15 protein-coding genes are annotated in these 19,519 nt (G+C 57.5%); 12 read left to right on the plus strand and 3 right to left on the minus strand.

Annotated elements, in window-relative coordinates:
* Nucleotides 1-400 precede the first annotated feature (400 nt).
* Nucleotides 401-2,695, plus strand: a complete 2,295-nt coding sequence (locus HMPREF2894_RS05985; RefSeq protein WP_083309913.1) for an AAA family ATPase — start codon at nucleotides 401-403, stop codon at nucleotides 2,693-2,695.
* An 80-nt stretch (nucleotides 2,696-2,775) separates the two neighbouring features.
* Here HMPREF2894_RS05985 and HMPREF2894_RS05990 read toward each other — a convergent pair whose 3' ends face one another.
* The 3 genes from HMPREF2894_RS05990 to HMPREF2894_RS09045 form a co-directional block, all read right to left on the minus strand.
* Nucleotides 2,776-5,685 (minus strand): FAD-binding and (Fe-S)-binding domain-containing protein, encoded by a 2,910-nt coding sequence (locus HMPREF2894_RS05990; RefSeq protein WP_070678246.1) that lies wholly within the window; start codon nucleotides 5,683-5,685, stop codon nucleotides 2,776-2,778.
* A 340-nt stretch (nucleotides 5,686-6,025) separates the two neighbouring features.
* Entirely contained in the window at nucleotides 6,026-7,021 is a 996-nt protein-coding gene (locus tag HMPREF2894_RS05995; protein WP_070678251.1) for a restriction endonuclease, read from the minus strand.
* A 140-nt stretch (nucleotides 7,022-7,161) separates the two neighbouring features.
* Nucleotides 7,162-7,392, minus strand: coding sequence for a hypothetical protein (locus tag HMPREF2894_RS09045; RefSeq protein ID WP_141744435.1), 231 nt, complete (start codon nucleotides 7,390-7,392; stop codon nucleotides 7,162-7,164).
* 113 nt (nucleotides 7,393-7,505) lie between these two features.
* Here HMPREF2894_RS09045 and HMPREF2894_RS06000 point away from each other — a divergent pair, with 113 nt between their 5' ends.
* The 11 genes from HMPREF2894_RS06000 to yajC all read left to right on the plus strand — a co-directional run bounded on the left by HMPREF2894_RS06000 (nucleotide 7,506) and on the right by yajC (nucleotide 19,487).
* A complete protein-coding gene (locus tag HMPREF2894_RS06000; RefSeq protein WP_070678254.1) occupies nucleotides 7,506-9,188 on the plus strand; it encodes a potassium channel family protein in 1,683 nt (560 codons plus the stop codon).
* A gap of 493 nt (nucleotides 9,189-9,681) precedes the next feature.
* Complete coding sequence (locus HMPREF2894_RS06005) at nucleotides 9,682-10,332, plus strand: hypothetical protein (protein ID WP_049350128.1); 651 nt, start codon at nucleotides 9,682-9,684, stop codon at nucleotides 10,330-10,332.
* Nucleotides 10,333-10,419: 87 nt separating this feature from the next.
* Nucleotides 10,420-10,995, plus strand: coding sequence for an HIT family protein (locus HMPREF2894_RS06010; protein ID WP_070678257.1), 576 nt, complete (start codon nucleotides 10,420-10,422; stop codon nucleotides 10,993-10,995).
* Nucleotides 10,996-11,542: 547 nt separating this feature from the next.
* Complete coding sequence (locus tag HMPREF2894_RS06015; protein WP_070678260.1) at nucleotides 11,543-12,724, plus strand: hypothetical protein; 1,182 nt, start codon at nucleotides 11,543-11,545, stop codon at nucleotides 12,722-12,724.
* A gap of 187 nt (nucleotides 12,725-12,911) precedes the next feature.
* Entirely contained in the window at nucleotides 12,912-14,195 is a 1,284-nt protein-coding gene (locus HMPREF2894_RS06020) for a Mur ligase family protein (RefSeq protein WP_070678263.1), read from the plus strand.
* Nucleotides 14,195-14,962, plus strand: coding sequence for a type 1 glutamine amidotransferase (locus tag HMPREF2894_RS06025; RefSeq protein WP_049356834.1), 768 nt, complete (start codon nucleotides 14,195-14,197; stop codon nucleotides 14,960-14,962). Before HMPREF2894_RS06020 ends, HMPREF2894_RS06025 begins: the two co-directional genes overlap by 1 nt.
* 132 nt (nucleotides 14,963-15,094) lie before the next feature.
* The gene (locus HMPREF2894_RS06030; RefSeq protein WP_049342025.1) at nucleotides 15,095-15,853 is read left to right on the plus strand and encodes a YebC/PmpR family DNA-binding transcriptional regulator; all 759 of its coding nucleotides are present in this window, start codon (nucleotides 15,095-15,097) and stop codon (nucleotides 15,851-15,853) included.
* A 314-nt stretch (nucleotides 15,854-16,167) separates the two neighbouring features.
* Complete coding sequence (gene ruvC / locus HMPREF2894_RS06035) at nucleotides 16,168-16,824, plus strand: crossover junction endodeoxyribonuclease RuvC (RefSeq protein WP_070678442.1); 657 nt, start codon at nucleotides 16,168-16,170, stop codon at nucleotides 16,822-16,824.
* 214 nt (nucleotides 16,825-17,038) lie between these two features.
* Nucleotides 17,039-17,659 (plus strand): Holliday junction branch migration protein RuvA, encoded by a 621-nt coding sequence (gene ruvA / locus HMPREF2894_RS06040; protein WP_070678266.1) that lies wholly within the window; start codon nucleotides 17,039-17,041, stop codon nucleotides 17,657-17,659.
* Between the two features lie 205 nt (nucleotides 17,660-17,864).
* Nucleotides 17,865-18,851 (plus strand): Holliday junction branch migration DNA helicase RuvB, encoded by a 987-nt coding sequence (gene ruvB / locus HMPREF2894_RS06045; protein WP_172855776.1) that lies wholly within the window; start codon nucleotides 17,865-17,867, stop codon nucleotides 18,849-18,851.
* Nucleotides 18,852-19,127: 276 nt separating this feature from the next.
* On the plus strand, nucleotides 19,128-19,487 hold the full coding sequence (gene yajC / locus HMPREF2894_RS06050) for a preprotein translocase subunit YajC (protein WP_049345512.1): 360 nt from the start codon (nucleotides 19,128-19,130) through the stop codon (nucleotides 19,485-19,487).
* The last annotated feature ends 32 nt before the right edge of the window (nucleotides 19,488-19,519 follow it).

A 19,519-nucleotide genomic window follows, 5' to 3' on the forward strand; every position in this document is an offset into this window, starting at 1 on the left:
GACTGCAGTTGACTGTGGCCAGCTAAGCTAGTGAACTGGCACCGAGCCTATATATAGACCCTCTGCGGCGACAGGCTGCGGAGGGGGTGGTTTCTTTGTGCGCTTTGAGGAGGCGAGAGTGGGGAAGTGTGGGTGGGCGCAGAAAGTTGTGTTGTGAGGGGAGTTTTCCCTAGTCCGGGTGAGTATCGTCATGCTAATGTAAGTGATGGCGCTAACGTTCGTTGCCGTTCGGAGGTGCCGGTAATTGTACGATTCGGATAAGGACGTCTGGGTGCATCATAAGGGCTCTTCAGGCATTTATGTTGCCGAGCGTATTATCCACAGATTTGGAAGGGATCTTTATCGAAAAGTAGTAGATATCTTATTATTATTCAAATTTTTAGACTGAGAGGATTCTGCAGTGGCAAAAAATAAACCAGTGGTTTGCGTAGAGTATTTGGAGAACTATACCTCCAAATCTTTTGTTAATTTTACAAATAAAAGTACTCCTTTTTGGGGGGTTAATTATATATATGGAAATAATGGTGCCGGTAAGAGTAGCTTGGCGCGAGGGATCAGCGAGAAAGGAAATAGTCTAGGCAAGGGGGTGGCCCTATTTAATGCAGATTATACGCGAGAAAATCTCCTTTTTGAATCTAATCCAAATCTAATTTCCGGTGTCGAGGCAACATTTGGTTCAGAGAATATCGATACTAAAAATAAAATTGCAAAGATTGAGAGTGAGATAGAAGAGATTAAAGGTAAAATTGAAATCAATAACAAAGATATAGTTTCCAATTCTGAAGTAATTAAAAATAAAATTAAATCCATCTTTGATGAAAATAAGAAAGACTCTAAAATTAGGAATAAATCCATTAAACTTGAGGCTTATGAAAATGGTTCCGAATGGATTAATAAGTTAAAAGAAATATATAGTCGAGATCTTAATAACAGTGTTAGCACGGACACTCTCGAAGATGTAGATAATATTCTGTCGTGCGGGATTGACGAGGCGAATAAGAGGATTACTTTGCTGGAGAGGTTGACCTCAAATCTTCCTGGCTTATCTGGAGATTCTTTTGATTTTGATAAAGTTATTTCTATTTTGGAAAAAGAATATAAAATCGGTGCATCCATGCCTAGGGATATTCTTGATTGGATAGCCGATGGTTTAAGAATCCATAATGAAGGTGATGAATGTAAATTCTGTAGTAGTAATGAAATTAATATTGCAGAAATAGAGGAAAAATATAATTCCTATAGAAATCAGGAATGGTCGAGAGACCAGTCTGCCTTGAATCGTTTGGAAAAAGAGTTTAAGGATAACATAAAAAGTTATGAATCTGCTTATACTCGCCTCTTGGAGCTGGCTCAAAAAAGCGGCATTGAACTAAATGTATCAATTAATCTAGATACTGATGATATGTGCGGTGTGTTGGGTGAATTATTGGGTAGGAAATTAAATTCTCCTGAGGCGTCAATCAACTGTCAAAAGCTGGCAGAAATCTCTAAAAAATATAGCGATGGATATCGGGATATGCGTTCTGCTCTAGATGCAATGCGTACAACCATGGCAGACGAGAAGAAAAAATATCATAAATATGTTAATAATATCGAAGAGTATGAAAAGAAGAGTGTCGCCCAAGGAGTTCTAAACGAATTAAATGAGGGTAGTTTGAAACTTAATGTTGAGAAAATAGAGAATTGTGTGGAAAACAATAAAGAATATGAAATCTTGATATCCGAGAAGATCGAGGAGAGGGACGCTATAAAAAGGAAGGTGTCGCGGTATAGGAAATTTATGGAATACCTCAATAGTGAACTTAAAAACATTGGAATGCCATTTCGCTTGCATGAGGAAGACATTAATAGTGGAAAATATTTAATTAAAAATAATCAAGGTGAAAATATTTCGATTCACGATGTTAGTGAGGGGGAGAAGCACGTATTGTCTCTCATGTATTTTTACTATACCTTGTTTGATGATGAACATCTTGAAGTTATAAAGGATGATATTGAAGTCATTGTTATCGATGACCCTGTATCTAGTTTGGATGAGGGGAATAAGTTGTATATTTTAAATATGGTCATTGGTTTAGCTAATATGGTTGGGAGAGAATATAAAGAAGGATGTAAAGAAAAATTGGGGTTGAAAAAACAAATTTTTATTCTAAGTCATTCTTGGGAGGATTATACTGTGCTGAGTTACCATAGGAATCAAGATATCTCGGAGCAGTTTGAAGTTTACAAGCAGATGAACGATTTGGGTCAGCTCTGTACAACTATTCGAATCATGGGTGAGAAAGAAACAACAGGTTCGTATGCAAGATTATTTAAGGAAATCTATGAAATTAGCAAGTTAAAAGATTTGTCGGATATCACTGAGTGTCAAGAAAACCACTCATTAAATAGCATGCGAAGGGTATTTGAAGAATATCTATCATTTAAGAGTAGGAGTGTTCTCCTTCCTCAGTATAATAACATTGATAGAATTGTGGATATTTATGAATTGTCAATAGCTGAGGGTGATGCTAAAAAGGGTTTAATTAGTAACAATTATCGTTCTAAATTGAGTACTTTTTTGAGTGATATCAATGTTGGGTCACATCGCATAGCAAGTGTTGATGGAAAATCAAAGATTATACAATATGCAAAAACGCTGATGAAGTATATACAAGATACAGATAAGGTTCATTATAATGCGATGAAACAATAAATATAAAGAGGGACCCGGCGGACTATCCATCAGATAGCCCGCCGGGTCCCTTCTTTATACCGCTATGCGCTCAACCCTAATTAACGGGTGGTGCGTTCGAGCAGCTGCAGCACGTTCTGGTAGGTGTGGCCGGTTGCCTCCGTCATGCCCTGCTCACAGGTGCGGTTAGCCGAAATGTATGCGGCGAACTGCTTCTGCTCGCTCAGCTCCGCAGCCTCAGCCTCCGTAGCGCTCGCAGTCAGCTCGGGGTGCAGCATACCGCGGTCACCCGCATAACCACAGCAACCCCAGTGCTTCGGCACGTACACGTCGTCACTCATCGCGTTCGCAATCTTCTCAAACGCAGGCTGAGTACCCAAGTGAGTCATGGAGCAGGTCGGGTGCAGAGCAATCGACGGCAGGGGAGCAGACACGGTCAGCTTGTCCAGCATGTTATCGGCGGCGAACTGAACCGCATCGTACATGCGCAGACGCGAGTAGTCCGGCTCACCCGGCTTCAGGCCGTTCACGATCTTGTGCTCAAGCGCCTTAATAACCTTCTCGCGCATCACTTCAAGGCCCTCAGTACAGGACGAAGCGTCACACACGACCGGCAGGCGGCCACCGTCAGTAGCCTCCCACAGGGACTTCAGCACGCGGTCGCTCATAATCGAGTAGCCGTCGGTGAAGCCCTTCGACTTCCACGGGGTGGAGCAGCACATCTCACCAATATTGTCGGGGATGCGGTACTTCACGCCCGCACGCTCGCACAGGCGGATGAACGCCTGGGTTGCGTTGACCGGGTCGTGCTTGCCGTCGCCATCCACACCGCCGAACATGGAGTTCACGCAGGCGGGGAAGAACACAATCTCAGCGGTTGCGTCCTTGTGCGGCTTACGTGCCGGGCCACCGACCGGCAGGTCCTTCTTGTAGGAAGGAACCGTGTCGTCGCCCATGACCTTACGGGCAATGTTGGTGGTGCCGTGCACCACGGGGAACGGCAGCTTCTTAGCCACAGTCAGGGACTTACCGGCAACCTTATCCATGATGCCCCACTGCTGTGCGGCGATCTTCCAGCCGGTAGCGGCCAGCTTGTCCTGGTTCTCAGAACGCAGGCGGCGAATCAGGTCACCGGTGTTGATGTTCACGGGGCAGCGGGTCTGGCACATGCCGTCCACAGCACAGGTCTCAATGCCGTAGTACTCGTACTCCTTACGCAGGCGCTCAGCGAGCTCGTGATCGCCGTTCACCTCAGCGGCAGCAATCTCACGGCGCAGCACAATACGCTTACGGGGGGTCAAAGTCAGGTTGCGGGAGGGGCAGACCGGCTCACAGTAGCCGCACTCCACACAGCGGTCGACTTCTTCCTCGACGGTTTCGGCGACCTTCAGGTCGGTCACGTAGTCGGTGTCCGGCTCGGCAAGCAGAACGCCGGGGTTCATGAAGCCCTTCGGGTCAATGAGGCGCTTAATCTGGCGCATCACGTCGAAGAGTTCCTCACCGAACTGGCGGCTCACGAACGGCGCCATGATGCGGCCGGTACCGTGCTCAGCCTTCAGCGAGCCGTCAGCGGCAAGAATCAGCTGAACCATTTCTTCGGTGAACTCGCGGTAGCGGTCCAGCTGCTTCGGGTCGCGGAACTGCTCGTTCAGCATGAAGTGGATGTTACCGTCCTTCGCGTGGCCGAAGATCACGGAATCCTTGTAGCCGTGCGAATCGAACAGCTTGGTCAGGTCGCTACAGGTGTTACCCAGAACCTCGACGGGCACAACCACGTCTTCGAGCAGTGCGTTGGTGCCGGAACGGCGGTTACCCGCCACGGTGGTGTACAGGCCACGGCGGGCAGCCCACAGTGCGTTACGCTCAGACAGCTTGCTGGTCATCGACACCGGCGACGCCACGGGCAGGCTCTTAAACATGGGTGCCGCAGCGGCAGCCAGGTCGTTCAGCTCCTGCTCGGAGTTGCCCTGGAACTCAACCAGCAGGGCGGCGTGGTCCTTCACGTCAATGGCGGCGAGCGCCTCCGCAGCCTGGCCGGTACGCTGAGCCACGCGGATGCTGGTGGCGTCCATCAGCTCGACGGTGGCCAGCTTGTTGGCAACCAGCTCGGGTACGGAGCGTGCAGCATCAATCAGGTTGTCGAACACGAGCAGGCCGGTGGAAATGTTCTTCAGAATCGGCAGGGTGTGGTAGGTAGCCGAAGCAACAAAACCGAGGGTGCCTTCCGAACCAATCAGCAGGTGCTGCAGAATGTCCACGGGGGTTTCAAAGTCGACCAGGGAGTTCAGGCCGTAACCCATGGTGTTCTTCATGGAGTACTGCTGGCGAATCTTCGCCATGGATTCGGGGTTCTCAAGCACGCGCTTGCGCAGGCGCAGCAGGCCCTCGTGGAGTTCAGGTTCGAGGGAGCGCAGCTTCTGGTCGGCGTCCGGCTCGGCGGTGTCGATGATGGTGCCGCTGGGCAGCACTAACACCATGGAGTCGAGGGTGTTGTACGTGTTGTACTTGGTGCCCGAAGACATGCCGGAGGAGTTGTTCGCGACCACGCCACCGATGGTGCAGGCGGACCAAGATGCCGGGTCGGGGCCGAGCTTGTAGCCGTAGGGTGCCAGGTAGTTGTTGACCATCATGATGGTCGCGCCGGGCTGCACGCGCACCTTCTTGCCGTCTTCAAGGACCTCAATTTTCTTGAAGTGGCGGCGGGTGTCGACCATGAGGCCGTCGCCGCTGGACTGGCCGGAGAGGGAGGTGCCGCCGGAGCGGAAGGTCAGCGGCAGACCGAGGTCGCCGGCTGCGCGGAAGATGTTGGCGACGTCTTCGGCGGAGTCGGGGCGGACCAGGCCGGCGGGCACGAGCAGGTAGTGGGATGCGTCGTGGGAGATTGCCAGGCGCTCGAGTTCGGAGACGCTGGATTCGACGGCTTCTGCGCGCGCATCGGAGAGTAGACGCTTGAGGGTGTCCTCGTAGGGGGACTTGAGTGCTTTGGAAGTGTTTGACACAACGGTGGTCATGATGAATCTCCTTAGTGAGACTGTCTTACCTTTCAGTATGTGCTCTTGAACACCGTCTTTTCCGCTTAGCTATGGCTAAGCTTGGCGACTACTTGTCACCATAAAGGGGGTGGGTTATACACCGTGCTGATGCGGTGGTTTGCCGCGTATTTGCTGGCTTTCCGGGGGAATACGCCCGGGCCTGCGGAGGCGCACCCACCACACTCTGAACGCCGCGGTTGCTCTTAGGCGCGGCTGCCGAGGGTTGTAACATTCCAGCGGCTAACCCAAAAGGCGGCTAACCCAAAAGAAAGCGTGGGGCAGAAAGCTACATGCTTTCCACCCCACGCTTGTGTAACGTTTAGGCTTCGTCGAAGAAGTCCTCATCAAGCTTCATGATGGTGTACGTGCGTGCCACCTGTACGCCAACACCGTACTTAATCATGAGGCGCGCCAGGTGCTCACCATCAATCAGAACGAGGGAAACTCCGCCACCAAGTTCCTCCGCATAGCCGCGTGCGTCAGACGTATAGGAGCTCGACGTGATGAACACTCCCTGCGTTGCCTTGCCATGCAGTGCGCCCACAAAGCTCTGAAGGGCAGGGCGTCCCACCACATTGTCCTTGGCGTAACGCTTAGCCTGGACATAAATCTTTGAAAGACCCAACGCATCCTGGTCAATGATTCCGTCCACGCCGCCGTCATTGGAAGCCGGAGTAACGGTGCCGCGTCCTGCCGGGCCGCCGTAGCCCATCGCCAACAGAACATCCACCACCAGATGCTCAAAAGCAGTCGGAGACATTGCGCGGACGCGTTCCAAAATATCGTGCGTCAGCGCGGACTCAATCTGAGTGATGCTTTCATCAATGAGTTCCTGCGGGGTGCTATCAGACACCTCAGAGGGTGCAGTCGTGACGGCAACAGTCTTGGTAGCGGTCTTCGGGGTTTCCTGCGGGTCCTGCTCGGAACTATCAGACTGGGAACGCTCACGCGTGCTGCGGGCGGAACGAACGATATGCGCGACGACATCATCGGGGATGCTCCCAGGATGAGCCTCAATCAGCTTCAAGCCTTCGTCAGAAATAACCTGCTGACCGCGGCGAGGGGAATCAACCGCACCGAACATCTTGAGATAGGTCAAGCCCCAACTAATGCGGTCCACATAGACGGGACGCTTGCCGTTCGGCAGGTAGGGTAGTAGCTGCTCGTCAGAAAGCGGGTAGCGCTCTGCTACAGCGCTATAAATCTCTTTATTGGTGCGGGAGTTGCCGTCAGATAGGTAAGCAAGAATGCTGGGAATGAATTCGTAGAACTTGGGAAGTTCAACCTCAGTGGTATCAGGCGACTGAGCGGTCATCGGTGTATCTCCATTGATTGATAACGGCTGGTTAATAACGGCGGGTAGTCCGTTCTTAATATACCTCTAATACAAAAGATAATCGTTACCAGAGGTGCCTGTTTTCCCTTGTGCAGGCTTTATTAGCGCCGCAGCTGCTCTTAGGCACGCCCGCCGAGGGCCGTAACATTCCAGCTAGCAGTACTATCAGAAGTCACCACACCACAAAACAGGGGAGAACCCGCCGAAGCACGCACCCCCAAATCCTCCACAAACACGCGGCCACCCGCAGGCACACTACGCTCCTTACGATCCACACCCGCACAATACACCGTCATCTTCGCACCCGAACGGTTCTCCACCGCAACCGAACCGCCGCCCGATTTCGACACAGTATCGTGCACAAAACCGCGGTGTAAAGACCGCCGCCCAAAGGTCACAGCACAAGGTCACAGTGCAACGAAATAGAAACGCAAACGCAACGGCGTGGAGTATCATTCACACTATGGATAAGGCAGAACAGAACCAGACAGACAACACGGTAAAGAACGGCACAGCACCCAATACCTCGGGGAATACCTCGGGCAATATTCCGGGGAACAGCCCGGTGGGTGCGTCTGCGCGCCCTGAAACTGTTGCATCTGAAACTACCGCATCTGAAGCCGCCGCTGAGAATACCACGAAGGCTGGTTATACCCAGTCGGCACCGGCAGAATCCAGTGCCGCCAAAACTAGTGCTGCAGCAAGTAGCCCCGCAGAGGCTACCGCCCCCGGCATGGAGGCAGTACAGGTTGATGCCGTGCAGATTGATAGCGCCCGCCTGGACAGCACCCACTCCGTCTACTCCACCGACCTGGACCCCGACGACTACGAAGAGGTCGTCGAAGAATACGCCACCACCGACGCGCCGGACGGTACGCACCGCGAGGAGCGTCGCATCACCCGCACCACGCATCACCCGCACGGCAAGGGCGACCAGAAAGCGGGCACCCAGGGTAACCCCGATGGTGACGCCGAGATTATTGATGTAGGCGAACCTGAAACGCACACCACGACTATCCGCACGGTCACCCGCACCGTCACGGACCCGCCGCGTCGCGCCCCGCGCACCCGCCTGTTCCGCACGCTCAGCAAGTACCGCGGCGAGAAGAACCTGGCGGCGTGGGAGGAACGCTCCTCCACGCCCATGTTCGTGGCGTCCGTACTGTACCTGCTCGCGTTCGCCGCGCCCATCATGAGCACACGCATTCAGGAGCCGTACGACGCGTACCTCAACATCATTCAGATGATCCTGTGGGGCCTATTCGCCGCCGACTACTGCATTCGCCTGTACTTGGCGCCGCGGCGACTCTACTTCATCACGCATAACCTGATGAACCTGGCGATTGTGCTGCTGCCCGCGTGGCGTATTGTCAGCTTCCTCTCCATGATTTATATGACCGCCAACCGCCAATATAAGAGGCTCTCAGAGCTGGCGGTGAAGCTCTTCGGATACACCGCGATCTTCATCATCATGTTTGCCCTGTCGATCTATTCGGTGGAGTCCTCCGAGCCGGGCGCGATGATTCGTGACCTGCCCACCGCCTACTGGTGGATGTTCACGACCCTCTCCACGGTCGGCTACGGAGACGTTTACCCGGTCACCGGTATCGGCAGGGTCATCGCCGTGATCGTCATGCTGTACGGCGGGGGCTTGGTCGCGGTTGCGACCGGTGCGCTCGCCAGCTGGATTATCGAAAAGTTTGGTGGCAGGGAGGAGCAGGAGTACCCCGCAACCAAGGCTGACGTGGACGATCTTCGCCAGGAGATTTCTGAGTTGCGTGCCCTGCTGGCTCGTGAGTATGCGCGCCGTGAAGCCCGCGACTACACGTTGCGTGAGGTCGTGGATGAAGACGGTGTGCACCCGGTTCCTTCGGATGCGGAGGCGGCACGCCGCGCCGGTTTCAGCGCCGCCGCGGGCTTTACTGCCCCTGGTACTCCTGGCGCTCCGGGTGCTGCTGCGGCAGCTTCTGCGGAGGCTACCCCGAACACCGCGCCCGGCGCCGCGCGGGCTGGTGAACCTGCCGACTCCTCGGCATCTCATGAGGTTGCGGTGCGCGAGCAGGAGCCGGTCGCCCTGCTGGAGGAGACCCGCCAGACGTTCACGATTATTCGTGAGAAGTCCTCGCTACGTTCCCGCAAGCAGTAGTCCGCTCGCAAATACCCTGCGGACAGTAACCGGGCTGTAGCGGCTCGGTTGCGGTAGCGCAGATAGCAGCGCAGATATAACAGTTCAGTTGAGGCTTGGCGCTCAAACCCACACCGCATACTTATTGAAGCGGTGGGTTTGGGTGCCGAGCCCACGCGAAGGCAAGACGAAGGCAAGAAAATTGCCGCCCACGCCACCGTGCGGGATATTTCGCCTTGTCGAGGCAAAATTAGCCCGTGGAGAGTGCAAATTGGGGCTCGTGTGCGCGAAAAACTCCTCAACTTAAGGTCTAATGTGACCAAACTATCATTTAAAAATGATCGCTACTGGTGAAACTCCTAGCCAGAGCCTATAAACTATCTACCGTGCCGGTTATCGAACGCCCTGTAGCCTCAATGCGCTACGGGGTGTTGTCGTATCCCCACCTCACTCACGGGGAGGCACCACTCAACTCACAAACTCACTCAAACACATACTCTGTTAGGACACGTTCGTGGCACCTAAGTCCACTCTGGGCGCGCTCGCTCTACTCGTCAGCGCGCTCTCCCTCACCGCGTGCGCACCCGCACCGAATAACGCCTCCGCAAGTGCGGTTGTTGACCCCGCAGCTTTTGAAACCGTCGAGCCCAGCGCCGTTCCCGCCCCCGGCGACGACAGCACCGGAATTAAGGCGGCGGTCAATACCTCGCAGGACCCGTCGATTCACCCGACCGCGACTCAGCCCACTGAGACCCCCGCGCCGGACAACACGAGCAACCAGGAGCCTGCCGCATACACCGCGGCGCCCATGCCTTCCTCTGCAGCCGTTGCGCGCTCGCAGAAAATCATGGACGGCACCTGGGTTCAGCAGGACTCCACCAACCTTGAGAACTACATGGACGCCGTCATTCACGACGGCATTATCGAGGTCACCTACCACCTGAACCACGAAGAGCTGGCAACCCCCTTCTGGACGGGCACTTTCGAGGCGAAGACCGGCAACTTCAGCTACATTTCGCGCGTGGACCGCGCGAAGCTGAGTCACGCACCGTACGCCTCCGATAAGGAAACCAAGGAATTCGTCATGGAGGACGGCGTGCTGAGCTTCCCCATGACCTTTGAGGGTGCCACCCGCATCATTCACCTGGAAAAGCAACACAGCTAAGCGCGCTGCCGGGGGAGTTATCTCATATCTGGCACGCACGACGGACGGGGCGTTCCCGTTGCCGCGTGCGGGCTATAGAATGGGACTATGAGCGAGAACACGACCCCCGAGCATGGCACCGCAGCCTCGGTGCAGGATTCCTTCGAGCTACCCAGCGCACCGGACCAGTTCCAGCGCCTGTGGACCCCTCACCGCACCGCCTACGTGAGCGGTGGCCAGAAGGACTACACCGAGAAGACCTGCCCCTTCTGCACCGCGCCCAGTCGCAGTGACGAAGAGTCGCTGATTGTGCACCGCGGCGAGCATGCCTTCGTGATTCTCAACCTCTACCCGTACAACCCCGGGCACCTGCTGGTCTGCCCGTATCGCCACATCCCGTTTTACGATGATGCGACCGAGGCAGAAACCATGGAGATTGCGCAGCTGACGCAGCTCGCCATGAAGGTTCTGCGCGAGGTGTCGCATAATGACGGCTTCAACATTGGCATTAATCAGGGCAAGGTGGGCGGAGCGGGCATTGCTGATCACCTGCATCAGCACATTCTGCCGCGCTGGAGTGGGGATACAAATTTCCTGCCGATTATCGCTCACACCAAGACAATGTCCCGCACGCTGGATGATATGCGCGTGGCTATTGCGGAGGGGTTTGCTCGCCTCGGCTAGATGGCGTGGATCATCCGTCAGATAGTCCGGCTGAGCGGCTTGGTGATTTTGAAATTTTGCACTAATTGCTTCAATTTGCCAGCTAGTGCATAGAAATTCTGCTTCATAAATGCGCAGATTAGGCAGTCGACGCGTATTTGAATGATGTTACGTCTGCTATGTATGGCAAAGTTTTAAATGCAGCGACGCTGCGGGGAAGCTTCCGGCTTCCATGAACACCGCATAGCTCACCGAAAAATAGCGGTCACCGATCGTTTTCGGGCTTGGCAGGGTAAGCGCCCTGCCTCAACCACAGAGGTCAGCGCCTCAGCTGAGAACCCACCCCGCCGTGCGTGAACGCACGGCAACACTGCGGGGGTGCGGATCAGCGTGAAGGACGCTGGCCTCTTTTTGTGTTCTGCGGATGCGCGTGGCAGATGCGTGTGGGGGCGAGCGCGCGGGGAATGTGCGGAACGTCTAGGGTGAGCCCGCCGGTCGTGCCACGAACCCGCCAGACCCGCTAGATTTGCCAGCACTAGATGTACCAGACCCGTTAGAGTGGAATGCTATGGACTACCCCAACCTGCTTGAGACTGCTTTCGACGAGTTTAGTGCTGCGCCCGCCGCCGGTAATAATGCCGCTGTCGGGGATTCAGCAGGCGCGCCGCAGCTGCTCATCTGGAGGCAGATCCGCTGGTCCAACCGCCGCCCGCTCATTGAAGTGGAACCGGTCGTGCCCGGCGGGGTCGCGGAAGGAACTCATAACCGGGCGTCTCAAGCGGCGGGGGAGAGCGCCCCTAACCAGGAAAGCAACCCTGCGCAGCGTGGCGTTCCGAGCGGGGTTCGCATCCAGATTCCGCTGACCCCCGGCGCCTACCTGGGGCTGCGCATTCCGCGCGATAGCGAGGGGGAACTCTACCGCTACTGCGCCGGCTACACCACCGGTACGAGCAATGACGCCGCCCCCGAATCCGCGGGAATCCGCCGCGTACCCTGTCCCGAAGGTGCCCGCATCCAGCGTGGCCAGCAGTGCCCGCGCTGCACCGCCCGCGACGAATTTACCGCCCTGCACAGTGCGCACCTGTACCCCGGAACGCTCACCGAATCCATGCGCGCCTACGCCATGCTGGAGCATCGCCTCTACATCGCGACCTTCCCCGACGGCACGCACAAGGTCGGCACGAGCTCCCTGCATTCGACCCCGCGCCGCCTGGACGAGCAGGCGGTCGCCACCGCCACCTACATTGCGCTCGCACCCGACGGCCTTGCCATTCGCCGCGCCGAAGACGCCGTGACCGCCCTCGCGAAGATTCCGCAGGTCAAGCAGGTAGCGAGCAAGTACCGCGCCTGGACGAACCCGTTGCCTGGCGCGCAGCTTCGCTCTGCCCACCAGGAGGCGGTTGCCCGCGCCCGCGAAGCGCTCGCCGAACTGGCGCGCACCGAGCCGGAGGTGCCGCTCACCGCCCTGGATGAGCCGTGGATTCCGTCGCTTGCCATGAACCGCCCGTATGCGGCTCTGCGCGCGCAATCGCCCGAACCGCTGGCGCCCTGTGAATCTGGTCTGGGTGGTTCCGGTACTGAGAGCGGGGCGGCTGGCTTCTTCTGCACGGGCGCGGCGGGTCAGTTTTTGAGCGCCCACACCGGCGATGCTGACGCGGCGTTCCTGGTGAATACTGCCGCGTGGCGGAATGTGCTGGTGGAGCCGGCGCAGGAGTTCACGCGGGTGAGGGTGCAGGGTTCTCTGTTCTAAGCGGGCTTGCTCTTCTAAGCGGGCTCGCTGTTCTAATACCCCCGGCGCTTCGCCCTAGCCGGAGCCCCGCACCAAACCCCACCCCGCCCGAACCAAACCCCGCACCAAAACCCCAGTAACCCCGCCCCGTCCGGCATGAGCGAACGAGCCCGGCGGGCCATTCAGCCGCTGGCGTGCGTGTACTAAAATGGTAAGCATGTCCAAACCCCTCATTCGTCTTCTCGGCCAGGGCGTACGCGCCGCGACTAAGCTTCGCGGCGGCGGCTCCGCCTTCCCCGGCCTTGTCATGGAAAAATTGCACCCCGACTTCGTCGCTGAAGAGCTCGCGAAGCTGCCCTACGGCGTGGTTGTTGTCTCCGGCACGAACGGTAAGACCACCACCACGAAGATGGCTGTGCAGCTGCTTGAAGCTCAGGGTCTGAAGGTTTTCACTAACCGCACCGGTTCGAACTTTGTGCGCGGTGTCGCTGCGGCACTGCTGGGCGAGATGACCCTCGGCGGCAAGCTTGATGCTGATATTGCTGTGCTTGAGCTGGACGAGGCGCACGCCGTGCACTTCGTGAAGGCAGTCAAGCCCGATTACGCTCTGCTGCTGAACGTTCTGCGTGACCAGCTGGACCGCTTCGGTGAGATTGACACGACCCGCCGCATGCTGGCGACCGTCGCCTCCGCAACGACCGGCACCGTGGTGCTCAACCGTGAGGACCCGCGCATCCGCTCCCTCGCTGAGAACGTGCAGCCTGGCGTGACCGTCAAGTACTACGGCCTGGATGAGTCCCTGCGTTCGTACTTCCCCTCGGACGATGAGATGCGCGGCGGCACCGTCGCGAAGGCAACCCTGCCCGACGCAGACGTCACCCTGACCGCTTTCTCCGGCACCTCCGCAACCTTCGACCTGGCGGGCGTAGAGCGAGTCGGCGAAATCAACCTCTACGGCATCTACAACATCTTCAACGCGGCTGGCGCTATGGCGCTGACCCGCGCCGTCATGGGCGAAAAGCTCAACGAAGATAAGCTCATCGCGGAGCTGGCGAAGATTACCCCCGCCTTCGGTCGCGGTGAGACCCTGAACGTGAACGGCCGCCCGCTGCAGCTGCTGCTCGTGAAGAACCCGAGCGGTTTCCGCCTGTCCCTGGCGAGCGCGAACGCTGACGACTACGCCACCATGATCACGATTAACGACCAGTACGCTGACGGTCGTGACGTGTCCTGGCTGTGGGATGTTGACTTCGACAGCTTGAAGAAGACCGGCGTGCAGATGGTTTCGGGTGTGCGCGCCTGGGATATGGCGCTGCGTCTGGAGCATGACGGCGTGAAGGTTGACGATGTCAACGAGAATCTCGCCGATGCGCTCAAGGGCTTCATCGCCTCCAGCGGTAACGCGCCCATGCGTATTTTCTGCACCTACACCGCAATGCTGGCTCTGCGTGAAGAGCTCGCAAAGATCACTGACGTTGAGAGGGTTTCCTAATGACGGCAACTCACACTTTTGAGGGCACCCCGGCGCCCGGCCCGAACAACGGCAAGACGCTGCGCATCGTGCAGCTCTACCCGCTGGACATGAACATCTACGGCGACTGGGGCAACACCCTGGCGCTGGCCCGCCGCGCGCAGGCACACGGCTTCGACGTGCAGATTCTGGACCACAACCCCGGCCAGCCCTTCCCGGAAGATGTTGACATTATTCTGGGTGGCGGCGGCCAGGACTCCGGCCAGTCCGTGATTCAGGACGACCTGCACGCTAACGGTGACACGCTGCGCTCGCTGGCTGAGGCTGGCGTACCGATGCTCGTCATTTGTGGCCTGTACCAGCTGTTCGGCAAGGAGTTTCGCACCCGTGAGGGTGAGGTGCTGAAGGGTATCGGCATTTTTGATGCGCATACGGTCGGCGGCGATGACCGCCTGATTGGCAACATTGTTGAGGAGTCTGAGGAGTTCGGCACCGTGATTGGTTTTGAGAACCACTCGGGCCTGACCTACCTGGGCCCCGGCTGCACCCCGCTGGCTACCGTCACCAAGGGTGAGGGTAACAACGTGACCGATGCGTATGAGGGTGCGCGCGTGCACAACGTGATTGGCACCTACCTGCACGGTTCGCTGCTGCCGAAGAACCCGAAGATTTCGGACTACCTGATTGAGCAGGCGGCTAAGCGTAAGTTTGGCGAGTTCACGCCGAACACGATTGACGACTCGCTGGTGGAGAAGGCGCGCGCTTCGGCTGCGTCCCGCCCCCGCTAGCCTATTCCTGGCGGTGGCGTGCACTTTCTGAGGTGGTGTGCGCCTCCGCTACGGTATAGTTATGTGAGTACAGTACGGTGCGTGGGACGTTTCGCCGTGCCCGCACGGAGGTTTTGACTAAGGGAGATACGAATGTCGGGTCACTCTAAATGGGCGACTACTAAGCACAAGAAGGCTGCTATCGACGCTAAGCGCGCGAAGGCTTTCGCGAAGTTCATTAAGGCTATTGAGGTTGCGGCACGTATGGGTGGCGCCGATATCGCCGGTAACCCCGCTCTTGACCTTGCTGTGTCGAAGGCGAAGAAGAACTCCGTCCCCAACGACAACATCGACCGCGCTATCAAGCGTGGCGCCGGCCTGACCGGTGAGACCATCGACTACACCGAGATTATGTACGAGGCACGCGGCCCGCAGGGTACCGCCCTGTACATCGAGTGTCTGACCGATAACCGTAACCGTGCAGCGTCTGAGGTTCGCCTGGCTGTGACCCGTAACGGCGGCACCATGGCTGACCAGGGTTCGGTTGCGTTCCTGTTCGAGCGTAAGGGCGTTGCTGAGGTCACCAAGACCGACGGTCTGACCGAGGACGACGTTCTGATGGCTGTTCTGGATGCAGGTGCCGAAGAGGTTCTGGACGAGGGCGATATTTTCACCGTTGTTTCCGCAGCGACCGACCTGCCCGAGATCCGTAAGGCACTGGACGAGGCTGGCCTGGAGTACAACAACGACGACCCGGTCTTCCGCCCGACCATGCAGGTCGACCTGGACGCCGAGGGCGCCAAGAAGTTCCTGAAGCTGGCAGACGCTATTGAAGAGCTCGACGACGTTCAGAACGTCTACTCGAACGCTAACGTCTCTGACGAGGTTATGGCAGAGCTGGAAGCTGAGTAATCACTCGGATTCTGATATCTGATGCTTGAAGAAGCCGCTCCTTTAACCGAGCCGCCGTAGGGTGGCTGGTTGGGGGAGTGGCTTCTTAGCGTCTTGGGGCTATTTGGGGGAGGCGCTGGGTACTTTTCGCGGGGCACGCGGTGACTGTTCTCGCGGTGACCGTGCTTGTAGTGACTGCTCTTGTAGCGACCGTGCTCGTGGCACACCCCAGTGCCGGGTGCTAGGATTCTGAAGGGCTAGAATCTAGAGATTCTATAGGGAGTTTGTCGAAAGGGGAGATGATGGCCGCCGCTCAACCTGCCGCACGCGATAGCATGCGCGAGAACCGTACCGCCGCCGCTGTGGAACGTGTGCCGGGTGCGACCCGCATCATGGGTGTTGACCCGGGTCTGACCCGCTGCGGCTTCTCCATGCTCGATATGACCGCCGACCGTAAGGCGCACTTCGTGAACGTGGGTGTTGCCGGCACAATCCCGGCGGAGTCCCTGGACCAGCGTATTCTCTGGATTTTCAACGCCGCCTCCCACTGGCTGGATACCTATAAGCCGGATGCCCTGGCGATTGAGCGTATCTTTGCGCAGGAGCAGGTGAACACGGTGATTGGTACGGCGCATGCTTCGGGCGCGGTGATTTCTGCTGCGGCGATGCGTGGCGTGCCGGTGTTCTTCCACACCCCCTCGGAGGTGAAGGCGGCGGTGACCGGTAGCGGCCGCGCCGATAAGGCGTCGGTGGGCCGTATGGTGACCCGCATTCTGGGCTTGAACGCCATGCCGAAGCCCGCGGACGCGGCCGATGCGCTGGCCATCGCCATCTGTCACGGCTGGCGCGGCGGCGGCATCGGTTCGGGTATTAACATGTCGGCCCAGACGCAGACGCACCAGGGATCGCGGCCCGCGAAGGCTCGCCGTGCGGGTTCGCTGACCCCCGCGCAGCGCGCCTGGATGGAGGCGGAGGCGCGCGCTCGCCGCTAGAGGTGCCGTCGTGGGCTCCGGTGCCCCTCGCGCTGACTCTCGTATATTCGCTAAGAAGTTCGAATATATGCTTGATTTCAGAAGAAATATTCTAATATACTTGTAGTGTCTCCCCGTTGAACTGGGGGAGTGCGTTCTGTGGGTGCCGGAGTGCCCGGTGCCCTCACACTGCCGCGAGCCTGATTCGGGGCGCGGTGTTGAAAGGTGGAGAGAAATGATTGCATCCCTGACCGGTCGTGTGGCTCAGGTGGGCCTTGATCATGCGGTGATTAACGTGAACGGTTTCGGCATGCTCGTGTACGCTACTGCGCGTACTCTCTCCAAGCTGCGCACCGGCGAGGAAGCTACCGTGCTGACCACCATGATTGTGCGTGAAGAGTCGATGACTCTGTACGGTTTTTCGGAGCCTGCCGAGCGTGAAGTGTTCGATATGATGCTTTCGGTTTCTGGTATTGGTCCGCGTATTGCTCTGGCGGTGTTGAGTGTTCACACTGCCGCTGAGGTGGAGCGAGCCGTGGCCACCGGTGACGACAAGGCCTTCACGAAGGTTCCGGGCATCGGCCCGAAGGGTGCCCGCCGCATCGTGCTGGAGCTTGCCGGCAAGCTGATTCTGAGCGACGGCCAGACCGACGAGCTACCGCTGAGCCAGGGCATCGTGTGGAAGCCGCAGGTGCTGGATGCGTTGACCTCCCTAGGCTGGAGCGAGAAGGACGCCTCCGCCGCCATCGACGCGTACGTGAAGCACAATCCCGCCGCCGAGAGCGAGCCGGTGGGCGTGGCTCTGCGCGGTGTGCTCGCATCCCTGGGTACGCAGAACACGGTAGGTCGCCACTAGGGCCGCTCGCCGAGCCCTTGGCTGACCCCGGCCGATTTTGGCGCGCCCGTTACCTCGCGCCTCACTCACTCCACGAAAGAAGAATTTTATGACCCAGAATCCCTACGATCCCCAGGCCGCGGCGTCCCTGGTTTCCGGCGGGTATTTTCCCGGTCAGGTGCCCGGCACTCAGGCGTCTTCAGCTCCCGCCCAGCGCCTGGTGGCGATGGAAGAAGAGCCTGAAGAGAAGATGATTGAGGCGGCACTGCGCCCTAAGTCCCTGGATGACTTTGTGGGTCAGCGCCGTGTGCGTCAGCAGCTGTCCCTGGTGCTGGAGGCTTCGAAGATGCGTGGTCGTAGCGCCGACCATGTGCTGCTGTCTGGCCCTCCCGGTCTGGGTAAGACCACTCTCGCGATGATTATTGCGGCAGAGATGGAGGCGCCGCTGCGCATTACCTCCGGTCCGGCGATTCAGCATTCGGGTGATTTGGCGGCGATTCTGTCTTCGCTGACTCCCGGTGAGGTGTTGTTCCTGGATGAGATTCACCGTATGAGCCGCCCTGCTGAGGAAATGCTCTACATGGCGATGGAAGATTTCCGTGTGGACATTGTGGTCGGTAAGGGTGCGGGTGCGACTTCCATTCCGCTGGAGCTGCCGCAGTTCACTCTGGTGGGTGCGACGACCCGTGCGGGTCTGCTGCCGGGTCCTCTGCGTGACCGTTTCGGCTTTACCGGTCACTTGGAGTTCTACTCGGTGGAGGAGCTTGAGCTGGTGCTTCGCCGCAGTGCGGGTCTGATGGATATGCAGATTACCTCCGAGGGTTTCACCGAGATTGCCGGTCGTTCCCGCGGCACGCCGCGTATTGCGAACCGCCTGCTGCGTCGTGTGCGTGACTGGGCACTGGTCAACGGTGTGGACCGCATCAATGCGACCGATGCCGCAACCGCGCTGGACATGTACGAGGTAGATTCGCGCGGCCTGGACCGTCTGGACCGCGCCGTGCTGGAGGCGCTGATTCACAAGTTCGGCGGTGGCCCGGTGGGTCTGTCCACCCTCGCCATTGCGGTGGGTGAAGAGACGGAGACCGTGGAGACGGTTGCCGAGCCGTACCTGGTGCGTGAGGGCCTGATTGGTCGCACCCCGCGCGGTCGTGTGGCTCTGCCCGCGGCGTGGGAGCACCTCGGCTTGGAAGCCCCGGAGATTCAGCTCTAGATCCGTATCAGCTTTAGGTCGGCACCAGCTGATAACACTGTAGTAGCCCGTGGGAGGTATCAGTCTCCCGCGGGCTTCTCTGTAGCTTCTTCTGGGAACAGAAAATTACGCCGAGAGAGTCCAAAACTCAGGTTAACCTCACAAAAACGCTGGTTCGGGGCGCTAAAGCTCATGCTCTCGCGTAGGATGGATACGTACTGTATCTACGATTCCACACCTTCTGGTACGCTCAACCCTCGCGGTGAGCGGCACGGGTGCGGATGTGAAAGTGAGACCATGGATTTTAACCTCCTGATTATGATTGCCATGATGGCGCTGCTGGCATGGATGATGTTCTCCGCCCAGAAGCGTCAGCGTAAGCAGATGGAGGAACTGCGCGCAATGCAGCAGTCTCTCGTCCCCGGCACCCAGGTGATGACTGGTTCCGGCATCTACGGCACCGTTGTCAGCACTGACCTTGAGAACAACAAGCTGCAGCTTCAGATTGCGGACGGTGTTGTTATCACCCTGGCACTGAACGCGATTATGACTGTCGTTGAGGAGGAAGCCCCCGCGGCACCCCTGACCGAGGACGTGTACGAGGCTACCGCATCCGAAGCTCCCGCTTCCGATACCTCTTCTGATACTGCTAAGTAATTCAGCGCGTATGAGCCCGGCGCCCCATGAGC

Source organism: Rothia sp. HMSC066G02 (assembly GCF_001813145.1).
Classification (GTDB): Bacteria; Actinomycetota; Actinomycetes; order Actinomycetales; family Micrococcaceae; genus Rothia.